The sequence below is a fragment of the Pseudomonas sp. AU11447 genome (genome assembly GCF_001672555.2).
GTDB classification, from domain to species: domain Bacteria; phylum Pseudomonadota; class Gammaproteobacteria; order Pseudomonadales; family Pseudomonadaceae; genus Pseudomonas; species Pseudomonas nitroreducens.
The window spans coordinates 91,067-109,380 of sequence record NZ_LZDG02000066.1; the positions used below are offsets into that span (position 1 = coordinate 91,067).

Consider the following 18,314-nt stretch of genomic DNA (forward strand, 5'->3'; position numbering starts at 1 on the left):
GGGACGGGTCACCCCGCCCACGCGGATGGCCCGCCGCGCGGGCGGGCCGGTTGCCGGTTGAACGGCCGGCTTAGAAGGTCACACCGAAGCTGAGGCTGACGAAGTCGCGATCGTCGACGGTGGAGTACTTGCCGTCGAAGTAGTTGGTGTAGGCCAGGCTGGCGGTGTAGGTGTTCAGGTAGTCGGCGTCGATACCCAGGCTGACTGCCTTGCGGCCTTCCTCGAAGTTGCCGCCGGGGCCGGGGGAGTAACCGTCCACGTCGTGGGACCAGGCCACGTTGGGCTTGAGGTTCACACCGGCGAACACGTCGTTGTAGTCCCAGATCGCACGGGCGCGGTAGCCCCAGGAGTCAGCGGTGGTGAAGCCGTCGCTTTCGCAGTTGCGGCTGACGTTGTTGGCGTTGGCGGTGCCCAGGGTGGAGGCGTTGAGCGCTTCGCAGGTCGCCAGGCCATTGAGGGTGCCATTCAGCGGGCCGGGGCCGAAGACCGGGTCACGGCCATAGCGCGCCTTGTTCTGGCTTTCCAGGCCACCGACGTGAGTCCAGCCGACTTCGCCCACCAGGGTCAGACGCTCGGCGCCCATGACCTGGTCGAAGAAGTGGGTGAAGGTGGTCTGCAGTTGGGTGACTTCCTTGCGGCGGTAGCCATGCAGGTCCTGGCCGGCGGTGCCGGTCAGCACGGAGGCGTTGTCGTAGACGTGGTTGCCGCCGATGGACACCGGGTCGAGGCCGGAATACAGGATGTCGGTGGTGTTCAGCTGCACCGGTGCGTTCGGGCGGTAGCTGATCTCCCCCTGCCAGGCGGTACCGGTGGGCAGCGTGGTGGAGAAGCTCAGGCCGTACAGGCGGATGTCTTCGGGGTACTCGATGAAGTAGCTCGAGTTGCCCGCCATCGCCGCCGCGCCGGCCTGGGCCGCCAGGGACGGGCTGATCGCCGCGATGTTGGTGATCAGCTGGTTGATCTGCGCCACCTTGGAGGTGTCGGCGCCACGGCCGCTGAAGATCGGCAGGCGGCTGTGGTAGTTCATGTAGTAGCCGCCGAATTCGGTGTTCAGGCTGTCAGCGAAGTACTTCAGCGAGAAACCGTACTGGCCGCTGTCGCGGGCGTCGCGGTCCGGACCGCGTTTGACCACGATACCTTCGTTCCACGGCGACGGAGTCAGGGCCAGGCTCGGGCCGAGCAGGGAGTTCAGGGTGTTGATCGAGGCCTGGTTGTTGGTCAGCACCGCCAGGTTCTGGGTGCAACCATCCGCCACCACGTCCGGCTGGGAGAAGAAGGTGCCGCAGTTGTCGACCACCGTCTGGTCCCACTCCAGCTGGTAGAAGCCTTCGGCGGAGAGGTTCTCGGTGAGGTTCTGCGACAGGTAGAACATGTTCACCGGCACCAGGGCTTCCTTGATCTCGGAGCCCGGGCGGCGGAAGGCGGTGACGTCGAACGGGTTGATCACGCTGATGCCGTTCTGGATGAAGGTACTTTCACCCCAGTTCACCACCTGCTTGCCAAAGCGCACGGTGCCCGGCAGGTCGGCGATGTTGTAGTTGTGGTAGATGAAGGCGTCGAGGATTTCCGCGCCGGAGGCCTGGGCGGCTTCCTTGCGGTTGTGGTCGGAGAGCGGCTTGAACTCGGTGTTCTCGTCCTTCTGCTCGAAGTCGTACCAGTACTTGCCGCGCACGAAGACACCGGTGTCTTCGTATTTCAGTTCGAGGTCGTGAATGCCCTTGAAGATCTTCGAGAAGGTCTTGCCGGCCTTGTAGTTCAGGTGACCATCGTCGGAGGTCTGGGACAGGCCCTTGCCGCCGTTGTTCACGCCGATGAGGTTGCTGTTCGGATTCTCAGTCGACCAACTAGCCCCCACGGACAGCGTCGAGTCGAACGAGCCTTCGATTTCCCCGATGTTGAAGCTGACAGCGGAAGCGGGAGCCGCCAGTGAAGAAGCCAGGCTGACTGCCAGCGGCAACCGTGCCAGGCGCCAGATATGTTGCATGGTTTTCATCGACGCTACTCCATGTGTTTTTTGTTATGAGTAGCGGCGACTATATCCAGCGTCCTACGGTGCTTGATCGCTCGAAAGTGTGATTTGTCTTACAAAGGCCCTGACTAGACGCTTGCGCAGAGCCCGAGATGGCGTGGTCACTGGGCTGCGCCGTGCCAAGCGCTTGCTTGGCACGGCCGCCCACAAACCGTGACTTGCCGGTCGTCGGTCACACCGTGGAGAGGAAGGCGCTGCCGGCCTCCTGCCATTGGGCGATGTCTACCCGGATACGCTTCTTGTCGAGCTTGCCGACACTGGTCTTGGGAACTTCAGTAACAATGGCGATCTGCGAGGGAATCGCCCACTTGTTGATGTTGCCCTGCTCGACGAAAGGCTTGAGGTGCTCGCGCAGCGCCTTGGCGTCCAGCGCCTGCCCCTCGCGCAGCACCAGCAGGGCGAACGGGCGCTCGCCCCACTGCGGATCGGGCACGCCGACCACCGCAACCTCGCGCACCGCCGGATGACGGCTGATGAGGTCTTCCAGCTCCAGGGAGGACAGCCATTCGCCGCCGGTCTTGATCACATCCTTGATACGGTCGCGGATATCGATGAAGCCCATGCCGTCGAGGGTCGCCACGTCACCGGTATGCATCCAGCCGCCAGCCCAGAGGTCTTCGCCCTTCTCCGGCTCACGGAAGTAGCCCTGCGTCAGCCAGGGCGCGCGCAGCACCAGCTCGCCCTGGGACTCGCCGTCGGCCGGGAGCAACTGGCCGTGCTCGTCCATGATCGCCGCTTCCACCAGTGGCACCGGCACACCGGCCTTGATGCGGTAGGTGGTGCGCTCATCCTCGCTGCCGGCGCACAGTTCCTGGTTGAGGTAACCGCAGGAAATCAGCGGGCAGGTCTCGGACATCCCATAGGCGGCGGTGAGCTGGATGCCACGGGCCTTGGCGGCGTCGTACAGCGCATGGTTCAGCGCGCTGCCACCGATGATGATCTTCAGTCCGCCGAAGTCGTGGTCCTTGGCGCTGGCGGTGTTGAGCATCATCTGCAGGATGGTCGGCACGCAGTGGGAGAAGGTCACCTTCTCCTCGCGGATCAGCTTGCACAGCAACTCCGGCTCGTAACGCCCCGGATACACCTGCTTCACCCCCAGCATGGTCGCCACGTAGGGCACGCCCCAGGCATGGACGTGGAACATCGGGGTGATCGGCATGTACACATCATCCGTGCCCATCAGGCGGATGCTGTCCAGGCTGCCGATGGTCGCCGCCATGGCCAGGGTGTGCAGCACCAGTTGGCGGTGGGTGAAGTACACACCCTTGGGGTTACCGGTGGTGCCGGTGGTGTAGAAGGTGGTCGCCACCGAGTTCTCGTCGAAATCGGGGAACGCGTAGCGCGGGCTGGCGGCAGCCAGCAGGGTCTCGTACTCGCCGACACAGTTGGGCAGCGTGCTGGTCTTGTCCGCGCCGTCGGTGATCAGCAGGGTCTTTTCCACCGTGGTCAGTTGCCCGGCGATGCCCTGGTAGAGCGCGGCGAACTCGCTGTTGACCAGCACGAAGCGGTCGTCGGCGTGGTTCATGGTGTAGAGGATCTGGTCCGGCGAAAGACGGATATTGATGGTGTGCAGCACCGCACCGATCATCGGGATGGCGAACATGCACTCCAGGTAACGGTGACTGTCCCAGTCCATCACCGCCACGGTGTCACCGGCCTTCACACCGGCCTCGGTCAGTACGTTGGCCAGCCGCGCCACGCGCTCGTTGAACGTGGCGTAGGTGTAACGCACGCTGTCGCGGTAGACGATCTCCCTGCCCTTTTCATAACGGCTGCCGGACAGCAGCAGGCTCTTGATCAACAACGGATACTGATAGGCGTTCTGGGCAGCAGGGATGACGCGGGTTTTCAGCATGGCGTGCGCACTCTCAAGGCTGGATTTCGAGTTGAGTCTCATCAGGATGAGACCGACTCTAGAGCGCTGCGCCGAGCCATTCATCAGTCAAAAGAGTGATTTGCCGATGACTCTTTGGCGACATCCGGTCACGCGGTAGAATCCTGACGCCCGGCCGTTCACGGCCGGTACCCAGATAGCGCATCACAACAAGAGCGAAGAGGTTATTCATGTCCGAGATCGTCATCGTCAGCGGCGCCCGTACTCCCATGGGCGGCTTCCAGGGCAGCCTGTCCGGCGTTTCCGCCGTCGACCTGGGCGCCATCGCCATCCGCGAAGCCATTTCCCGTGCCGGCATCCAGCCCGAAGACGTGCAGGAAGTGATCATGGGCAACGTGCTGCCCGCCGGTCTGAAACAGGGCCCGGCCCGCCAGGCGTCGCTGAACGCCGGCCTGCCTGCCGCCACCGGTTGCACCACCATCAACAAGCTCTGCGGCTCAGGCATGAAGGCCGTCATGCTGGCCCACGACCTGCTCAAGGCTGGCAGCAACAGCGTAATGGTCGCCGGCGGCATGGAAAGCATGTCCAACGCCCCCTATGTGATCGAGAAGGCACGCACCGGCCTGCGCATGGGCCATGGCGAGATCAAGGACCACATGTTCCTCGACGGCCTGGAAGACGCCCGCACCGGCCGCCTGATGGGCTCCTTCGCCCAGGAAACCGCCGACCAGTACAACGTCACCCGCGAGGAAATGGACGCCTACGCCATCGAATCCCTGCAGCGCGCCCAGGCTGCTATCAAGGATGGCTCGCTGGCTTCGGAAATCGTCCCGGTCACCGTCACCACCCGCAAGGGCGAGACCGTGGTGAAGGACGACGAGCAGCCGCTGACCGCCAACCTGGACAAGATCCCCGGCCTGCGCCCGGCCTTCCGCAAGGACGGCACCATCACCGCCGCCAACGCCAGCTCCATCTCCGATGGCGCCTCCGCGCTGGTCCTGATGACCGCCGAAGAAGCCGCCCGCCGCGGCCTCAAGCCGCTGGCGAAGATCGTCGCCCACGCCACCCAGAGCCAGGACCCGGCCGAGTTCACCCTGGCTCCGATCGGCGCCATGACCAACCTGTTCAAGAAGGCGGGCTGGAGCAAGGACGACGTCGACCTGTTCGAGATCAACGAAGCCTTTGCCATGGTCACCATGCTCGCGATGCGCGAACACGGCTTGGACCACGCCAAGGTCAACGTCTACGGTGGTGCCTGCGCCCAGGGCCACCCGGTCGGTTCCACCGGCTCGCGGATCATCGTCACCCTGATCAACGCCCTGCAGAAGAAGGGCGGCAAGCGTGGCGTCGCCTCGCTGTGCATCGGCGGCGGCGAAGCTACCGCGGTGGCGATCGAACTGGTCTGATACTTCGTCAGGCATGAAAAAGGGGCGCCTCAGGCGCCCCTTTTTCATTCGGAACAAAGCATTCCTGTAGAAGCGAGCTTGCTCGCGAACCGCTTCGACGTGGATTTGGTTCGCGAGCAGGCTCGCGCCTACGAAAAGCCTCGTTCAACGCAACTCGGTGAAGGCCAGCTTGATCCCCAGGCCGATCAGTACCACGCCCATCACCCGGTCGAACCAGTGGCCCATGCGGGCGAAACCGGCGCGCACGCGTTGCTGGCTGAACAGCAGCGCCACCAGGCAGAACCACACTGCCGTGGCGCAGGCCAGGTACACGCCATAACCGGCCTGGACCAGCAGCGGCGTATGCGGGTTGATCACCACGGTGAACAGCGAAAGGAAGAACAGCGTGGCCTTGGGATTCAAGCCGTTGGTGACGAAACCGGCAACATAGGCACCGCGAGCCGTACGGGCGACCGGAGCCGCAATAGTCTCTGCCGCCGGGTCAGCCGGGCGCGCCCGCAGCGCCTTGAAGCCGATGTACAGCAGATAGGCTGCCGCCAGCCATTTCAGCGCGTTGAACAGCACGATCGACTGCGACACGATCAGGCCGATGCCGAGCAGCGAATAGGTGACGTGGAGAAAGATCGCGCTGCCCACGCCCAATGCCGTCCAGGTGCCGGCGCGGCGGCCGTGGGTCACGCTCTCGCGTACCACCACGGCGAAATCCGGGCCGGGGCTGGCCACTGCCAGCAGGTGAATGAACGCCACCGTGAGAAATTCCGCCCAGTACATCGCACCTCCAAACAACCGCCGAGAAAAGCTCATCTTCTATACGAATCGACGGGCCACCGACAAGCCGCTGGCAGGGCACGCGGAAGCTAGTGCGCGCCGGCGTGACCAAGACCGTGCAGCAGCGGAAGCTGACGCAGCGGGCAGGCCTGCCAGGGCGAGAGATAGTCGGCGAAAGGGCTGATTCCGTCGAGTAACTCCATGCCACTGCGGATGAGGCGCTTGCCGGCCTCCCAATTCTCGTTGGCCAGGGCATGGCCGAGCACCATCGAGATCAGGTATTGCTCCCAGCAATCGAACGCCGCACGGGCCTGACGAGCCATGAGGCGCAAGGCATTCCAGAGCGCCTCTTCGTCCAGCAACCCGGCGCTGAAGGCCAGCCGTGCACCGAAGGCTGCACGTTCCAGATCGTAGGCCAGCAGGGTCTGGCAGCCCTCGATCAACTCCGGATCGTGCCCGGCCTTGAGCAGTGCCCGCCGCGCCTGCTCGAAGCGCGCCCCACGGGCCACTCCGCCAGATTGCCGCTTACCGCCCACGGTGCCGGGTTGCCCAAGCAAGGGGTCCAGCTTCCGTCGGCTGCCATGGCCCATCAGCCACTCCATGCGCTGGAGAACCCCATTCCGGTCGGTGGCGTTCCACCGTTCGGCGAGCCAGGCCCGGTTCAGTTCCCGCTCATGGTCCGCAATTGCCAGGGCATCGGCACGCACGCCGCCGCTGGTGGCGATCAGCGCGCCGAAGGCCAGCAGCGCCTGTCGCGCAGGAAGGCCAATCCCTTCGACCGCGTGTTCCGAGTGCAGGACCACCTCGGCCACCTGTATGCCCGCCAGCGGATGTGCCCACCACAGGCCAGCCACCGCAACGCCTCCGCGCTTGCCCCCCATGAGTTCCCTGAACGCGCGGATCGCCAGCGATGTGTGTTGCCCGCCGCGCAGCAGGGTTGCCCGTCCCAGCACGAAAGAGGCGGCGTAGGCCTGCCAGTCGGCGAAGGTGCGGATCGCCGCGTCGGCAACCCAGGCCAGGGTCAGCCAGGCCTCGGCTTCGGTGAGGTATCCACAGGCACGGCAGCGACGCGCCAGCCAGGCGATTCGTTCGTAATCATGGGCGGCCATCGACACGTAGCACGGCAACGTCAGGCCGGCCTTGCCCCAGGCCTGCTTCGCCCGCAGCCAACGCAGCCGCTGCTCACCGTCGAAGGCGCTGGACTCGTTGCGCTGCAGGCGCTGAAAGTCGCCGTCCAGTTGCTGGCCATGGGCTTCGAGCAACATGTCCTGCAAGGTGCTGCGAGCCGAACCGGCATCGCCGATGCCCCAGCATTCCCCCAGTTCCCTGGCCAAACCGGCCGCGACCTCAGAGCGCTCGCGAACCAGCGAGTGACCAACCGCCCCATTACAGGCAGCCATCAGTGCGCCGAAGCACAGCAGGGCCTCGGGACCAGCCGAGGGGCTCGGCCGGCGTCGCCGCGCCCGTGGGCCAGGTGGCTGCGCAGCACCGCGCAGCCCTGCCCGAATGGCTGTGAGGCTGGAAAGAATCCATCCCATCATCACGACGCACCTCAATATTTCGATCGGTGCAATCTACGAAGCCGTTGGCGGATAGCGGATGAGGGAAAACTGAAACGCCTGTCAGATTTTTCAATCAAACATCTACCATCAGTGCAAGGCAGCCCAGCCGTGTGCTCGCGGGAAGCCAGGGTTGTCCGCGGCGGCGGTTGTGCCGAGAATCCCCTTCATCCCGCCCTTCCGATCAAGGTGTCATCGCTCATGAATCCTGCTCGCGCCGTCTTCCTCGACCATGCCTCCCTCGACCTCGGTGACCTCGACCTCGAGCCGCTGCGCGCGCCCTTCGGCGAACTGGTCCTGCACGGGCGCAGCGACGCGCAGCAGGTGGCCGAGCGGCTGCAGGGCGCACAGGTGGCGATCAGCAACAAGGTGCGCATCGGCGCCGAGGTGTTCACGCAATGCCCGGACCTCAAGCTGATACTGGTGGCCGCCACCGGCACCAACAACGTCGACCTCGAAGCCGCACGCCAGCACGGCGTGACCGTGAGCAACTGCCAGGGATACGGCACCCCGTCGGTGGCCCAGCACACCCTGATGCTGCTGCTCGCCCTGGCCACCCGCCTGCCCGACTACCAGGCAGCCATTCGCGAAGGCCGTTGGCAGAAGGCACCGCAGTTCTGCCTGCTGGACTTCCCCATCGTCGAACTGGAGGGCAAGACCCTCGGCCTGCTCGGCCACGGCGAACTGGGCGGCGCGGTGGCGAAGCTGGCCGAAGCCTTCGGCATGCGCGTGCTGCTCGGCGCCCTGCCCGGCCGCCCGCCGCGCGCCGATCGCCTGGCGCTCGACGAGCTGCTACCGCAGGTGGATGCCCTCACCTTGCACTGCCCGTTGACCGACGCCACGCGCAACCTGATCGGCCAGCGCGAACTGGACCTGATGAAACCCAACGCCTTCCTGATCAACACCGCCCGCGGCGGGCTGGTCGACGAGCAGGCGCTGGCCGACACCCTGCGCCGCGGCCACCTGGGCGGCGCCGCGTTCGACGTGCTCAACGTGGAACCGCCGAAGGACGGCAACCCGCTGCTGGCCGGCGATATCCCGCGCTTCATCCTCACCCCGCACAGCGCCTGGGGCAGCCGCGAGGCCCGGCAGCGCATCGTCGGCCAGTTGAGCGAAAACGCCACCGGCTTCTTTGCCGGCGAGCCGCGCCGGGTGGTGGCGCCATGAGCCTGCACCTGGTTTGCGGCGACGGCGCCGCCGATGCCCTGCGCCGCGCGGTCGAAGCAGGCGTGCTGACCGAGAAGAAAATCCGCGTGATGCCGGACGACCTGGCCGTCGGCCCGCTGGGTGACGTCGACACCCTACCCTGCCAGCAACGCGCCGCGTTCTGGCACGAGCTGGGCGGCGAGGCCCTGCAGGACAGGGAAATTGCCATCGAACTGGCCACCGAAGTGAACTGGCTGCGCAGCCCCGACGTACCCGCCGTCACCCTCTGGCACGGCGACAGCGCCAGCGAGCAACTGCTGCTGCGGCGCGTCTGCGCGCTGCTACCCGCACACGTCACCCTGCGCAGCGTTGGCGCCGGCAGCGGCCAGTGCCGCAGCGAGGACCGCCACGCCATCGCCATGCTCAAACCCGAGGAACTGGCCAACGCCCTGGCCGGCAGTCATGAACTGGAAGCCGCGGAACGCCAGCGCCTGGGCGCGGACTGGCAGCGTGCGCTGCTTGAAAACGCCGAGTTGCGCCTGTGGCTCGATGGCCAGTTGAGCGGCACCGGTTACGCACATATCGACCGCATCCTCCTGGACAGCGCCAGCGAGTCCTGGCGCCCGGTGCAATCGCTGATCGGGCCGACCATGGCTTACGTCGACGGCCTGTTCGTCAGCGACCTGCTGGCCGCCTGGCGCCTGCGCGCACAAGTCGCGGCCGGCGCGCTGGAACTGCGTGGCGAGGACTTCTGGAAGAACGCCGAGGTGCGGCTCGCCTAGGCTCGGCCGCGGCAGCCCTGCTAAACTCGCGCCCTTTTTTCGAGGAGGCCGCATGTCCAACGCCCCCACCAGTGAAGTGCTGCTGCGCCAGATCGAGCGCTTCCAGGGCCGCGTCCTGCTCGCCGGCCTGCCTGCCGACGCCCTGCTTGGCGACCTGCCGCAGGCGCAAGGCTGGAGTTGGCACGCCGGTGAGGCCCGGCAGCTCGAAGCCCGCTACGCCGACCGCTGCCACTTCGGCGCCACACCGCCCGAGGGCCAGTTCGACGCCGCTGTGCTGTTCCTGCCCAAGTCCCGCGAACTGACCGATTACCTGCTGGCCGCGCTGGCCAGTTGCGTGGCGGACGGCGAGCTGTACCTGGTCGGTGAGAAGCGTGCCGGCGTCGAGCGCGCCAGCAAGCAGCTCGGCGAATTCGGCCGCGCCAGCAAGCTCGACAGCGCTCGCCACTGCCAGCTGTGGCACACGCACATCGACGGCGCCCCGGCAGCGCCTGACCTGCATGCCCTCGCGCAACGCTATGAACTGCCGTTGGCCGACGGCCCGCTGCACGTCATTACCCTGCCGGGCGTGTTCAGCCATGGCCGCCTGGATCGCGGCAGCGCCCTGCTGCTGGAGCACCTGGACAAGCTGCCCGTCGGCCACCTGCTGGACTTCGGCTGTGGCGCCGGCGTGCTCGGCGCGACGCTCAAGCGACGTTATCCACAAAGCCGGCTGACCCTGCTGGACGTCGACGCCTTCGCCGTCGAAAGCAGCCGCCTGACCCTGGCTGCCAACGGACTGGAAGGCGACGTGATCGCCGGCGACGGCATCGACGCCGCGCCAAGCGAGTTGGCCGCCATCGTCACCAACCCGCCCTTCCACCAGGGCGTGCACACCAGCTACGCCGCCACCGAACACCTGCTGCGCCAGTCGGCCCGCCACCTGGCGCCCGGCGGCGAGCTGCGCCTGGTGGCCAACAGCTTCCTGAAATACCCGCCGCTGATCGAACAGCACCTGGGCCCCTGCCGTACCCTGGCCGAGGCCGACGGCTTCCGACTCTACAGCGCCCGGCGCTGATCCCAGGCTCGCACTACACTCCACCGAGCCTGCCCGGATCGGCGCATCGCCGCTCGCCCTGAAATATCGAGGACACCCGTGAATCGCAGAATCAAAGATGACGTCGAACTGACATTCGCCATGGGGCCCAAAGAGAAGCCGCATCACCTCAAGCGCTCTCTCAAGCCACGCCACCTGAACATGATCGCCATCGGCGGCTCCATCGGCACCGGGTTGTTCGTCGCCTCCGGCAGCACCATCGCCACCGCAGGCCCCGGCGGCGCACTGCTGGCCTACGCGCTGATCGGGCTGATGGTGTTCTTCCTCATGACCAGCCTCGGCGAACTGGCGGCCTACATTCCCGACTCCGGCTCGTTCTGCACCTATGGCAGCCGTTTCATCGACGATGGCTTCGGCTTCGCCATGGGCTGGAACTACTGGTACAACTGGGCAGTGACCATTGCCGCCGAGCTGGTGGCGGCGCAGCTGGTGATGAAGTTCTGGTTCCCGGAAGTCTCCGGCATGTACTGGAGCGCGGGCTTCCTGGGCATCATGTTCATGCTCAACTTCTTCTCGGTGAAGGGTTTCGGCGAGAGCGAGTTCTGGTTCGCGCTGATCAAGGTGGTCGCCGTGGTGGTCTTCATCGGCATCGGCCTGGCGAGCATCATCGGCATCATGCACGGCATCGACAGCCCCGGCTTCAGCAACTTCACCACCGGTGACGCGCCCTTCGTCGGCGGCCTGCAGGCGATGATCGGGGTGGCGATGATCGCCGGGTTCTCGTTCCAGGGCACCGAGCTGATCGGCGTCGCCGCAGGCGAATCGGAGAACCCGCAGAAGTCCATTCCCATCGCCATCCGCCAGGTGTTCTGGCGAATCCTGATGTTCTACATCCTGTCGATCTTCGTCATCGGCATGCTGATTCCCTACACCGATCCGAACCTGCTCAAGACCGACAGCAGCGACATCAGCACCTCGCCCTTCACCCTGCTGTTCGAGCGGGCGGGCCTCGCCGCCGCGGCCGGGGTGATGAACGCGGTGATCCTCTCGGCGATCCTCTCCGCTGGCAACTCGGGCATGTACGCTTCCACCCGGATGCTCTACACCATGGCCACCCAGGGCAAGGCGCCGCGCCTGTTCACCCAGGTGTCCGAGAGCGGTGTGCCGCGCTACGCGCTGTACGCCACCACGCTGATCGGCGCGCTGTGCTTCCTCACCAGCTTCATCGGCGACAAGACCGTCTACACCTGGCTGCTCAACGCCTCGGGCATGTGCGGCTTCATCGTCTGGCTGGGCATCGCCGTATCGCACTACCGCTTCCGCAAGGGCTTCGTGCTGCAGGGCGGCAACCTCGACGACCTGCCCTACCGCGCCAAGTGGTTCCCCTTCGGCCCGCTGTTCGCCTTCGTCCTCTGCCTGGTCATCACCCTGGGGCAGAACTACCAGGCCTTCGTCGGCGAACACGTGGACTGGGCCGGGCTGGTCGCCACCTACATCACCATCCCGCTGTTCCTCGCCATCTGGCTGGGCTACCGCTTCAAGAACAAGACCCGCTTCATCCGCTACGAAGACATGGACATTCGTCCCACCCGCGAATGATCCGACACGCAGGCTTGCCCAAGTCCTAGGACTTGGGCAGAATGCGCCCCGTCCTAGGGGAGTAGTCTCCCGCGAGCAACCGGCTCGCCCGGTACGCGTCAACACACTTGGTCCGCAGACCATGGCGCGTACGATCCAGGCCTGCAGCGTTCAGGCCCGGGTTTGACAAGACCTATGACACGAGCAACCTGACCCGGGGCGGGCAGGTGGCGCGTGTCATGGTGATTAGTCGACCCGCCCCCTTTAGGAACGCCTGATGGAATCCCTCTTCGTCCCCACCCTGATCGTTGCCCTCGCGGAAATCGGCGACAAGACGCAACTGCTCGCGCTCGTCCTCGCCGCGCGTTTCCGCAAGCCCTGGCCGATCATCGCCGGGATCATCGCCGCCACCCTGGCCAACCACTTCGCCGCCGGCGCTGTCGGCAGCTGGGTCGCCAGCTTCTTCTCCGAAGCCACGCTGAGCTGGGTGCTGGCCGTGTCCTTCCTGGCCGTTGCCGGCTGGACTCTGATCCCGGACAAACTGGATGACGACGAAGAAGGTTCGCTGAAGAAATTCGGCCCCTTCCTCACCACCCTGATCGCCTTCTTCCTCGCCGAGATGGGCGACAAGACCCAGGTCGCCACCGTGATGCTGGCCGCGCAGTACCCGCACTTCTGGCTTGTGGTGATCGGTACCACCCTGGGCATGCTGATCGCCAACGTGCCGGTGGTCCTGGCCGGCAACTTCGCCGCCGAGCGCCTGCCGCTGAACCTGATCCGCCGCCTGGCCGCCGCTGCCTTCGCCGTCCTCGGCCTGGCCGCCGTGTACCACGCGCTGAAACTGGGCGGCGTGTTCTGACCGACAGCTTTTCGAGGGGAGGCTGGCGCGCCGGCCAATGCCTGTGTATCGCCTGCGATACACAGTGGCGTTTCCGCCTCCTACGACAAAGGATGTCGCCATGCCGGAAAAAGACCTGAAGAAAGTCGCCCGCCATCACATCGACCTGGCCTGGAACAAGGGGCATCTGGCGCTGGTGGAACAACTGCACAGCCCGGACTTCATCTACAAGAGCGCCTTCACCGCCCAGCCGCTGGACAACGCCGGCTACCGAGCGCTGGTAGAGGAAATCCGTGGCGGCATGGACGACCTGGAAGTAGCCGTCGAGGAATGCATTCGCGAGGGCAACAAGGTCTTCACCTGGAGCACGTTGATGGGCTGCATCGTCAGGCCTGTGCTGGGTTACCCGGCCAGTGACCGCATTGTCAGCATCTCGGCCATGGGTTTCTGGGTGTTCAACAGCCAGGACCAGGTGCAGGAGTTGTGCACGCTGTTCGACATGGAGAGCTTCCGCGCACAGATGGGGCTGCCCAACCGGCCGTTTGCCGAGAAGGCGCTGCCCTGACAAAGAAAAAGCCCGGCATCCGCCGGGCTTTTTTCTTCCTCGCTCCCGGTGCTGCTCTTGTAGGAGCGAGCTAGCTCGCGAACAGGAACCGCTCGGTGTTATGCGGTTCGCGAGCAAGCTCGCTCCTACAGGGCCCGAGCCTCGAGCTCAGAGGTAATCGTTGGCGTGGAACCAGGAAATGGCCCGCTCCAGCGTATCCTGCAGCGGCACATGCGACTCGAAGCCCAGCTCTTCGCGCGCCTTGCGGCCGTCGAGGAACTGCCCGCCGGCCATCACCTCGATGGCGGTGTCGTCGAGCAACGGCATCTTGCCGGTCAGGCGATAGCGCCAGCGCCCCAGGGTCGCCAGCGCGCGGGCGCGGTGCAGCGGCATCGGCGTTGGCGCCGGCTTGCCCAGCAACCTGGCGATGGTCGCGGTCAGCTCGGCCATTTCGATGTTGTGCCCGGTGAGCAGGTAGCGCTCCCCTACCCGGCCGCGCTCCAGAGCCTTGAGCAGGCCGCGCCCGGCTTCGGAAGCATCGATGACATTTCGCCGCCCCGGCACATAATGCAGCATCTCGTCGCGACCGATGGCGGTGATCAGGCGGCCGGTGGTCGGGCCGATGTCCAGCTCGCCCAGCACCATGCCAGGAATCCCGATCACCACCGGCAGCCCGCCGCGAGCCTGTTCACGAGCCTGCTCGTCGAGCGCCCACTTGCACATCACGTAGGCGCTCTTGCCAGTGGGCAGCCCTTCGTAGAACAGCCCTTCGTGCCCCGGCAACCCTTGCGGATGCGAAGGCATGGCGAACGCCGAGCCGACGTAGAGGATGCGCGGCACCTTGGCCTGCAGGCAGGCCGCGTAGAAATGGTTGGTCAGGTCCAGCGCGCTGGCGACTTCCTCCTGCCAGCGGCGCGGCCGCACCGGGTAGTAGCCGGCGCTGAAGATCACCGCGTCGAGGCCGCTCAGCGCGCGAGCCATGCCCTGGTGATCGAAGAGTTCGGCTACCCGGCACTCAGGCTCCAGGTAGGCCAGGCGCTGGATCTGCGACGAGGGTCGATGGATCAGCACCAGCTGGTGGCCGGCCGCCTTGATCGCGCGTGCGGCGTGGTGGCCCAGGAGCCCGGTGGCTCCGAGTACAGCGATTTTCACGGGTGCTCCCTGTTCACTGGATAAAGCGGCGCAACCTTACGCCGCTCCTGGCCGTTCGAGAGAATCACGAACCCCTGCTGCAAAAACACTGCTCAGCGAGTCTTGGCCTGCTCGTAGAGCGGCATGACCTTCGGGATGGCGGCCTGCAGGTTGGCCATCCGCGTGCTATCCGCCGGGTGGGTGCTGAGGATTTCCGGCGGGGCGTCGCCCCCGGCTTGCCCCATCTTCTGCCACAAGGTGATAGCGGCGTTGGGGTTATAACCGGCTCGCGCCGCCAATTCCAGGCCAATCAGGTCGGCCTCGTTTTCGTTCTGCCGACTGTTGGGCAGGGTCATGCTGTATTCGACGACCTGGTGGGCGAGGTCCACGCTGGTCTGGCCCAGGCCCAGCAACTGGCCGCCCAGGCCGAGGCCGACCTGTTCGGCGTAGGCGCGGGACATGGCCTCGCGGCCGTGCTCGCGCAGGGCGTGGGCGATTTCGTGGCCCATCACCGCGGCGAGTTCGTCGTCGGTCAGCTTCAGCTTATCGATCAGCCCGGTGTAGACGATGATCTTGCCGCCGGGACCGCAGTTGGCGTTGAGCTCGTCGCTCTGGATCACGTTGACTTCCCACTTCCACGACGGCGCATCCGGGCGGAACGCGCCGGTCTGCGGAATCAGCCGGTCGGCAATGGCCTTCACGCGCTTGGCGTCGCTGCTGCTGGCATCCAGCTTGCCGGCCTTGGAGGCCTCGCTGAGGGTCTGCTGGTAGGACTGCGCGTACATCTGGTCGACCTGCGCGCTGGACAGCATGCTGAACATGGTCTGTTTGCGCTCGACGCCGACGACGCCGCCGCTGGTGGTGTTCACCTGCTGGCAGGCAGTAAGCATCAGCGCGGCGGCCAAGCCGGCGATACGGAAAACTCTGGGCATGTTGCTCTCCCGAAACAATGCAATCTCCCACGGACAGCGCGCATGGTAGGCCCACCCCCGGTGCCCGGCAACTGCCAGGAAACAGCCGGCGCAGCAGTGACTTACGAAACCGGACCGGCTGATCGGAAGGGACCTGGAGCCATCTGTCGTGACATACGCGGCAGGGGCCATCGCAGGTGCGCGCCGCCACCACGGGACAACCGTCGGCGGCGCCCTTGTCACCCGTTCAAGTACAGGTCCTGGGCGCTCGGCGCGGCCGAGTAATTTCATTTTGACATCACATGCTAGACCTCCCGGCCAGCGCCGACAATCCTGCGACAGGCGGTGAACAGCCGCGTTACAACCCATTACAACGGCCGCCTAAGGAATTTCCCCGGTCCTGCCGATACAGATAGACACGCAGGCTTCTGGCGCATTCCGGGTACCCGTATGAAATTCAAGTCGATCCAGTTTTCCGTGGTGGCGCTGGCCGGTGCCAGCGTTCTGGCAGTGGTCGCGGCGTTGGTGCTGTACGCATTGTTCGCCGGCTCTCGGACCCAGGCGCTGGTGCAGGAGCGCACCCAGGCGCTGCTCGAACAGGTGATCAACGAACGCCTGGTGGCCCTGGCGCGCGGCCAGGTCGCCCAGATCCAGCGCGAGCTGGAGTACCCCCTGACGGTCGCCCGCGACCTGGCCAACACCAACGCCCTGCTCGACGAGACCGACGCCAATGGCCAGCCGCTGCTGGGCATCGGCCGCGCCGGCATGTCCAACCTGCTGCGCCAGACCGTGGCGCAGAACCCCAAGCTGCTCGACGCCTTCGCCGGCTGGGAACCCAACGCCTTCGCCGGCAACGACAGCCAGTACTCGGGCCTGCCCGGCTATGACGCCAGCGGCCGCTTCATGCCCTGGTGGTACCGCAAGGACGGCGGCCTCACCGTCGAGGCCATGGGCGACACCCTGGAAAGCCAGAAGATGCAGCCCACCGGCGTGCGCGAAGGCGAGTACTACCTGTGCCCGAAAGAGAAGCACCAGCCGTGCATCATTGACCCGGCGCCCTACGAAATGGGCGGCAAGATGGTGCTGATGTCCTCCTTCAACGCACCGATCATGGTCAAGGGCCAGTTCAAGGGCACCGTCGGTGTGGACCTGTCGCTGGACTTCATCCAGGACCTGCTCAAGACCGCCGACAGCCAGCTCTACAACGGCGCCGGCGAGATGGCGCTGATTTCCACCAACGGTCGCCTGGTCGCCTACACCAAGGACCCGGCCAAGCTCGGCGAATCCGCCAGCAGCGTGCTGGACGCCAACGAAGTGGCCAACCTGGCCAAGCTCACTCTCGACCAGCCGCTGACCTCACTGGACAAGGAGCACGGCCATATCGAGCTGTTCCTGCCCTTCACCATCGCCGACTCCGGCGCGCGCTGGACGTTGATGCTGCAATTGCCGCAGGAAGCCGTGCTGGGCGATCTGAACCAGCTGCAGAGCGACCTGAAAGCACAGCGCGACAGCGACACCCTGGGCATGACCCTGGTCGGCCTGCTGATCGCTGCCATCGGCCTGGCCGTGATCTGGCTGGTCGGCCACGGCATCGCCCGCCCGCTGCGCCAACTGGTCGGCATGCTCGACGACATCGCCCAGGGCGAAGGTGACCTGACCCGCCGCCTGACCAGCGACCGCGCCGACGAACTGGGTTCCATCGCCAAGGGCTTCAACACTTTCCTGGTCAAGCTGCAGGGCATGATCGGCCAGGTGGTGACCTCGGTGCAGCACGTCAGCGATTCCTCCGAGCACACCGCCGACATCGCCATCCGCACCAACCAGGGCGTGCAGAAGCAACTGGCGGAAATCGAACTGGTGGCCACCGCGGTCCACGAGATGACCGCCACCGCCCAGGACGTGGCGCGCAACGCCACTCACGCGGCGGAAGCGGCCAACCACGCGGACCAGGCCGCACACCACGGCAAGCGCATCGTCGAGAGCAGCTCCACGGCGATCCAGGCGCTGGCCAGCGAGATCGGCCGCGCAGTAGGAGTGGTGCAGTCGCTGGCCCGCGACAGCGAGAACATCAACGCGATCCTGGTGGCCATCCGCGGCATCGCCGAGCAGACCAACCTGCTGGCCCTCAACGCCGCCATCGAGGCCGCCCGCGCCGGTGAGCAGGGCCGCGGTTTCGCCGTGGTCGCCGACGAAGTACGCAACCTGGCGCAGAAGACCCAGCAGGCCACCGAGGAAATCCAGTCGATGATCCAGCAGTTGCAGAACGGCACCCGCGAAGTGGTGCAGGTGATGCAGCAGAGCCAGGACAAGACCGAAGACAGCGTGCGGCATGCCGGCGAAGCGGCCCAGGCACTGGAGTCGATCACCCAGGCGGTATCGGTGATCAACGACATGAATACCCAGATCGCCAGCGCCGCCGAGGAGCAGAGTGCGGTGGCCGAGGACATCAACCGCAACGTCAGCAACATCGGCATGGTCGCCAACCAGGTGGCCGGCGGCGCCGACGAAGCCTCCCAGGCCAGCGCCGAGCTGACCAAGCTGGCCGAGCAACAGCGCCGGCTGGTAAATCAGTTCAAGGTCTAGAGGGGCTCGCTCGTGCGCGCCCCGCGCTTCCGGCAAACCCCAGCGCCGGCGCGGCACCGTAGGAGCAACTGTCTTTTTCTGAAGCCCTGGTGCTGGGCTTATTCCCTCTCCACAACCCTCTCCCTGAAGGGAGAGGGAGCTGCCCGTGCCGGCTGATACCTAGGTTACATCC

The 18,314-nt window shown here is 65.7% G+C and carries 14 protein-coding genes and 1 riboswitch; of the genes, 8 read left to right on the plus strand and 6 right to left on the minus strand.

Annotated elements, in window-relative coordinates:
- Positions 1-70 precede the first annotated feature (70 nt).
- Positions 71-1,993 (minus strand): DUF1302 domain-containing protein, encoded by a 1,923-nt coding sequence (locus A6723_RS23925; RefSeq protein ID WP_054908653.1) that lies wholly within the window; start codon positions 1,991-1,993, stop codon positions 71-73.
- A gap of 208 nt (positions 1,994-2,201) precedes the next feature.
- A complete protein-coding gene (locus A6723_RS23930; RefSeq protein WP_054908652.1) occupies positions 2,202-3,884 on the minus strand; it encodes a fatty acid--CoA ligase in 1,683 nt (560 codons plus the stop codon).
- Between the two features lie 209 nt (positions 3,885-4,093).
- Between A6723_RS23930 and A6723_RS23935 the strand changes: the two genes are divergently transcribed.
- A complete protein-coding gene (locus A6723_RS23935; protein ID WP_054908651.1) occupies positions 4,094-5,269 on the plus strand; it encodes an acetyl-CoA C-acyltransferase in 1,176 nt (391 codons plus the stop codon).
- Between the two features lie 144 nt (positions 5,270-5,413).
- Here A6723_RS23935 and A6723_RS23940 read toward each other — a convergent pair whose 3' ends face one another.
- Positions 5,414-6,040: a LysE family translocator gene (locus tag A6723_RS23940; RefSeq protein WP_054908650.1), complete on the minus strand. Its 627-nt coding sequence runs from the start codon at positions 6,038-6,040 to the stop codon at positions 5,414-5,416.
- An 86-nt stretch (positions 6,041-6,126) separates the two neighbouring features.
- Entirely contained in the window at positions 6,127-7,437 is a 1,311-nt protein-coding gene (locus tag A6723_RS23945; protein WP_175405580.1) for a DUF1266 domain-containing protein, read from the minus strand.
- Between the two features lie 360 nt (positions 7,438-7,797).
- Between A6723_RS23945 and A6723_RS23950 the strand changes: the two genes are divergently transcribed.
- From A6723_RS23950 to A6723_RS23975, 6 genes are all read left to right on the plus strand, one after another.
- Positions 7,798-8,763 (plus strand): 2-hydroxyacid dehydrogenase, encoded by a 966-nt coding sequence (locus tag A6723_RS23950; protein ID WP_054908648.1) that lies wholly within the window; start codon positions 7,798-7,800, stop codon positions 8,761-8,763.
- Positions 8,760-9,524 (plus strand): DUF1835 domain-containing protein, encoded by a 765-nt coding sequence (locus tag A6723_RS23955; protein ID WP_054908647.1) that lies wholly within the window; start codon positions 8,760-8,762, stop codon positions 9,522-9,524. Before A6723_RS23950 ends, A6723_RS23955 begins: the two co-directional genes overlap by 4 nt.
- Before the next feature lie 52 nt (positions 9,525-9,576).
- The gene (locus A6723_RS23960) at positions 9,577-10,578 is read left to right on the plus strand and encodes a class I SAM-dependent methyltransferase (protein ID WP_054908646.1); all 1,002 of its coding nucleotides are present in this window, start codon (positions 9,577-9,579) and stop codon (positions 10,576-10,578) included.
- A 120-nt stretch (positions 10,579-10,698) separates the two neighbouring features.
- Positions 10,699-12,156, plus strand: coding sequence for an amino acid permease (locus tag A6723_RS23965; RefSeq protein WP_045210957.1), 1,458 nt, complete (start codon positions 10,699-10,701; stop codon positions 12,154-12,156).
- Positions 12,157-12,200: 44 nt separating this feature from the next.
- A riboswitch (yybP-ykoY riboswitch) is annotated at positions 12,201-12,407 on the plus strand.
- A 5-nt stretch (positions 12,408-12,412) separates the two neighbouring features.
- The gene (locus A6723_RS23970; RefSeq protein ID WP_024762660.1) at positions 12,413-12,994 is read left to right on the plus strand and encodes a TMEM165/GDT1 family protein; all 582 of its coding nucleotides are present in this window, start codon (positions 12,413-12,415) and stop codon (positions 12,992-12,994) included.
- A gap of 100 nt (positions 12,995-13,094) precedes the next feature.
- Positions 13,095-13,538, plus strand: coding sequence for a ketosteroid isomerase-related protein (locus A6723_RS23975; protein WP_054908645.1), 444 nt, complete (start codon positions 13,095-13,097; stop codon positions 13,536-13,538).
- Between the two features lie 147 nt (positions 13,539-13,685).
- Here the strand turns inward: A6723_RS23975 and A6723_RS23980 are convergent, their stop codons facing one another.
- Positions 13,686-14,669, minus strand: coding sequence for an NAD-dependent epimerase/dehydratase family protein (locus A6723_RS23980; protein ID WP_054908644.1), 984 nt, complete (start codon positions 14,667-14,669; stop codon positions 13,686-13,688).
- A gap of 92 nt (positions 14,670-14,761) precedes the next feature.
- On the minus strand, positions 14,762-15,580 hold the full coding sequence (locus A6723_RS23985) for a M48 family metallopeptidase (protein WP_054908643.1): 819 nt from the start codon (positions 15,578-15,580) through the stop codon (positions 14,762-14,764).
- 429 nt (positions 15,581-16,009) lie between these two features.
- Between A6723_RS23985 and A6723_RS23990 the strand changes: the two genes are divergently transcribed.
- The gene (locus A6723_RS23990; protein ID WP_054908642.1) at positions 16,010-18,142 is read left to right on the plus strand and encodes a methyl-accepting chemotaxis protein; all 2,133 of its coding nucleotides are present in this window, start codon (positions 16,010-16,012) and stop codon (positions 18,140-18,142) included.
- The last annotated feature ends 172 nt before the right edge of the window (positions 18,143-18,314 follow it).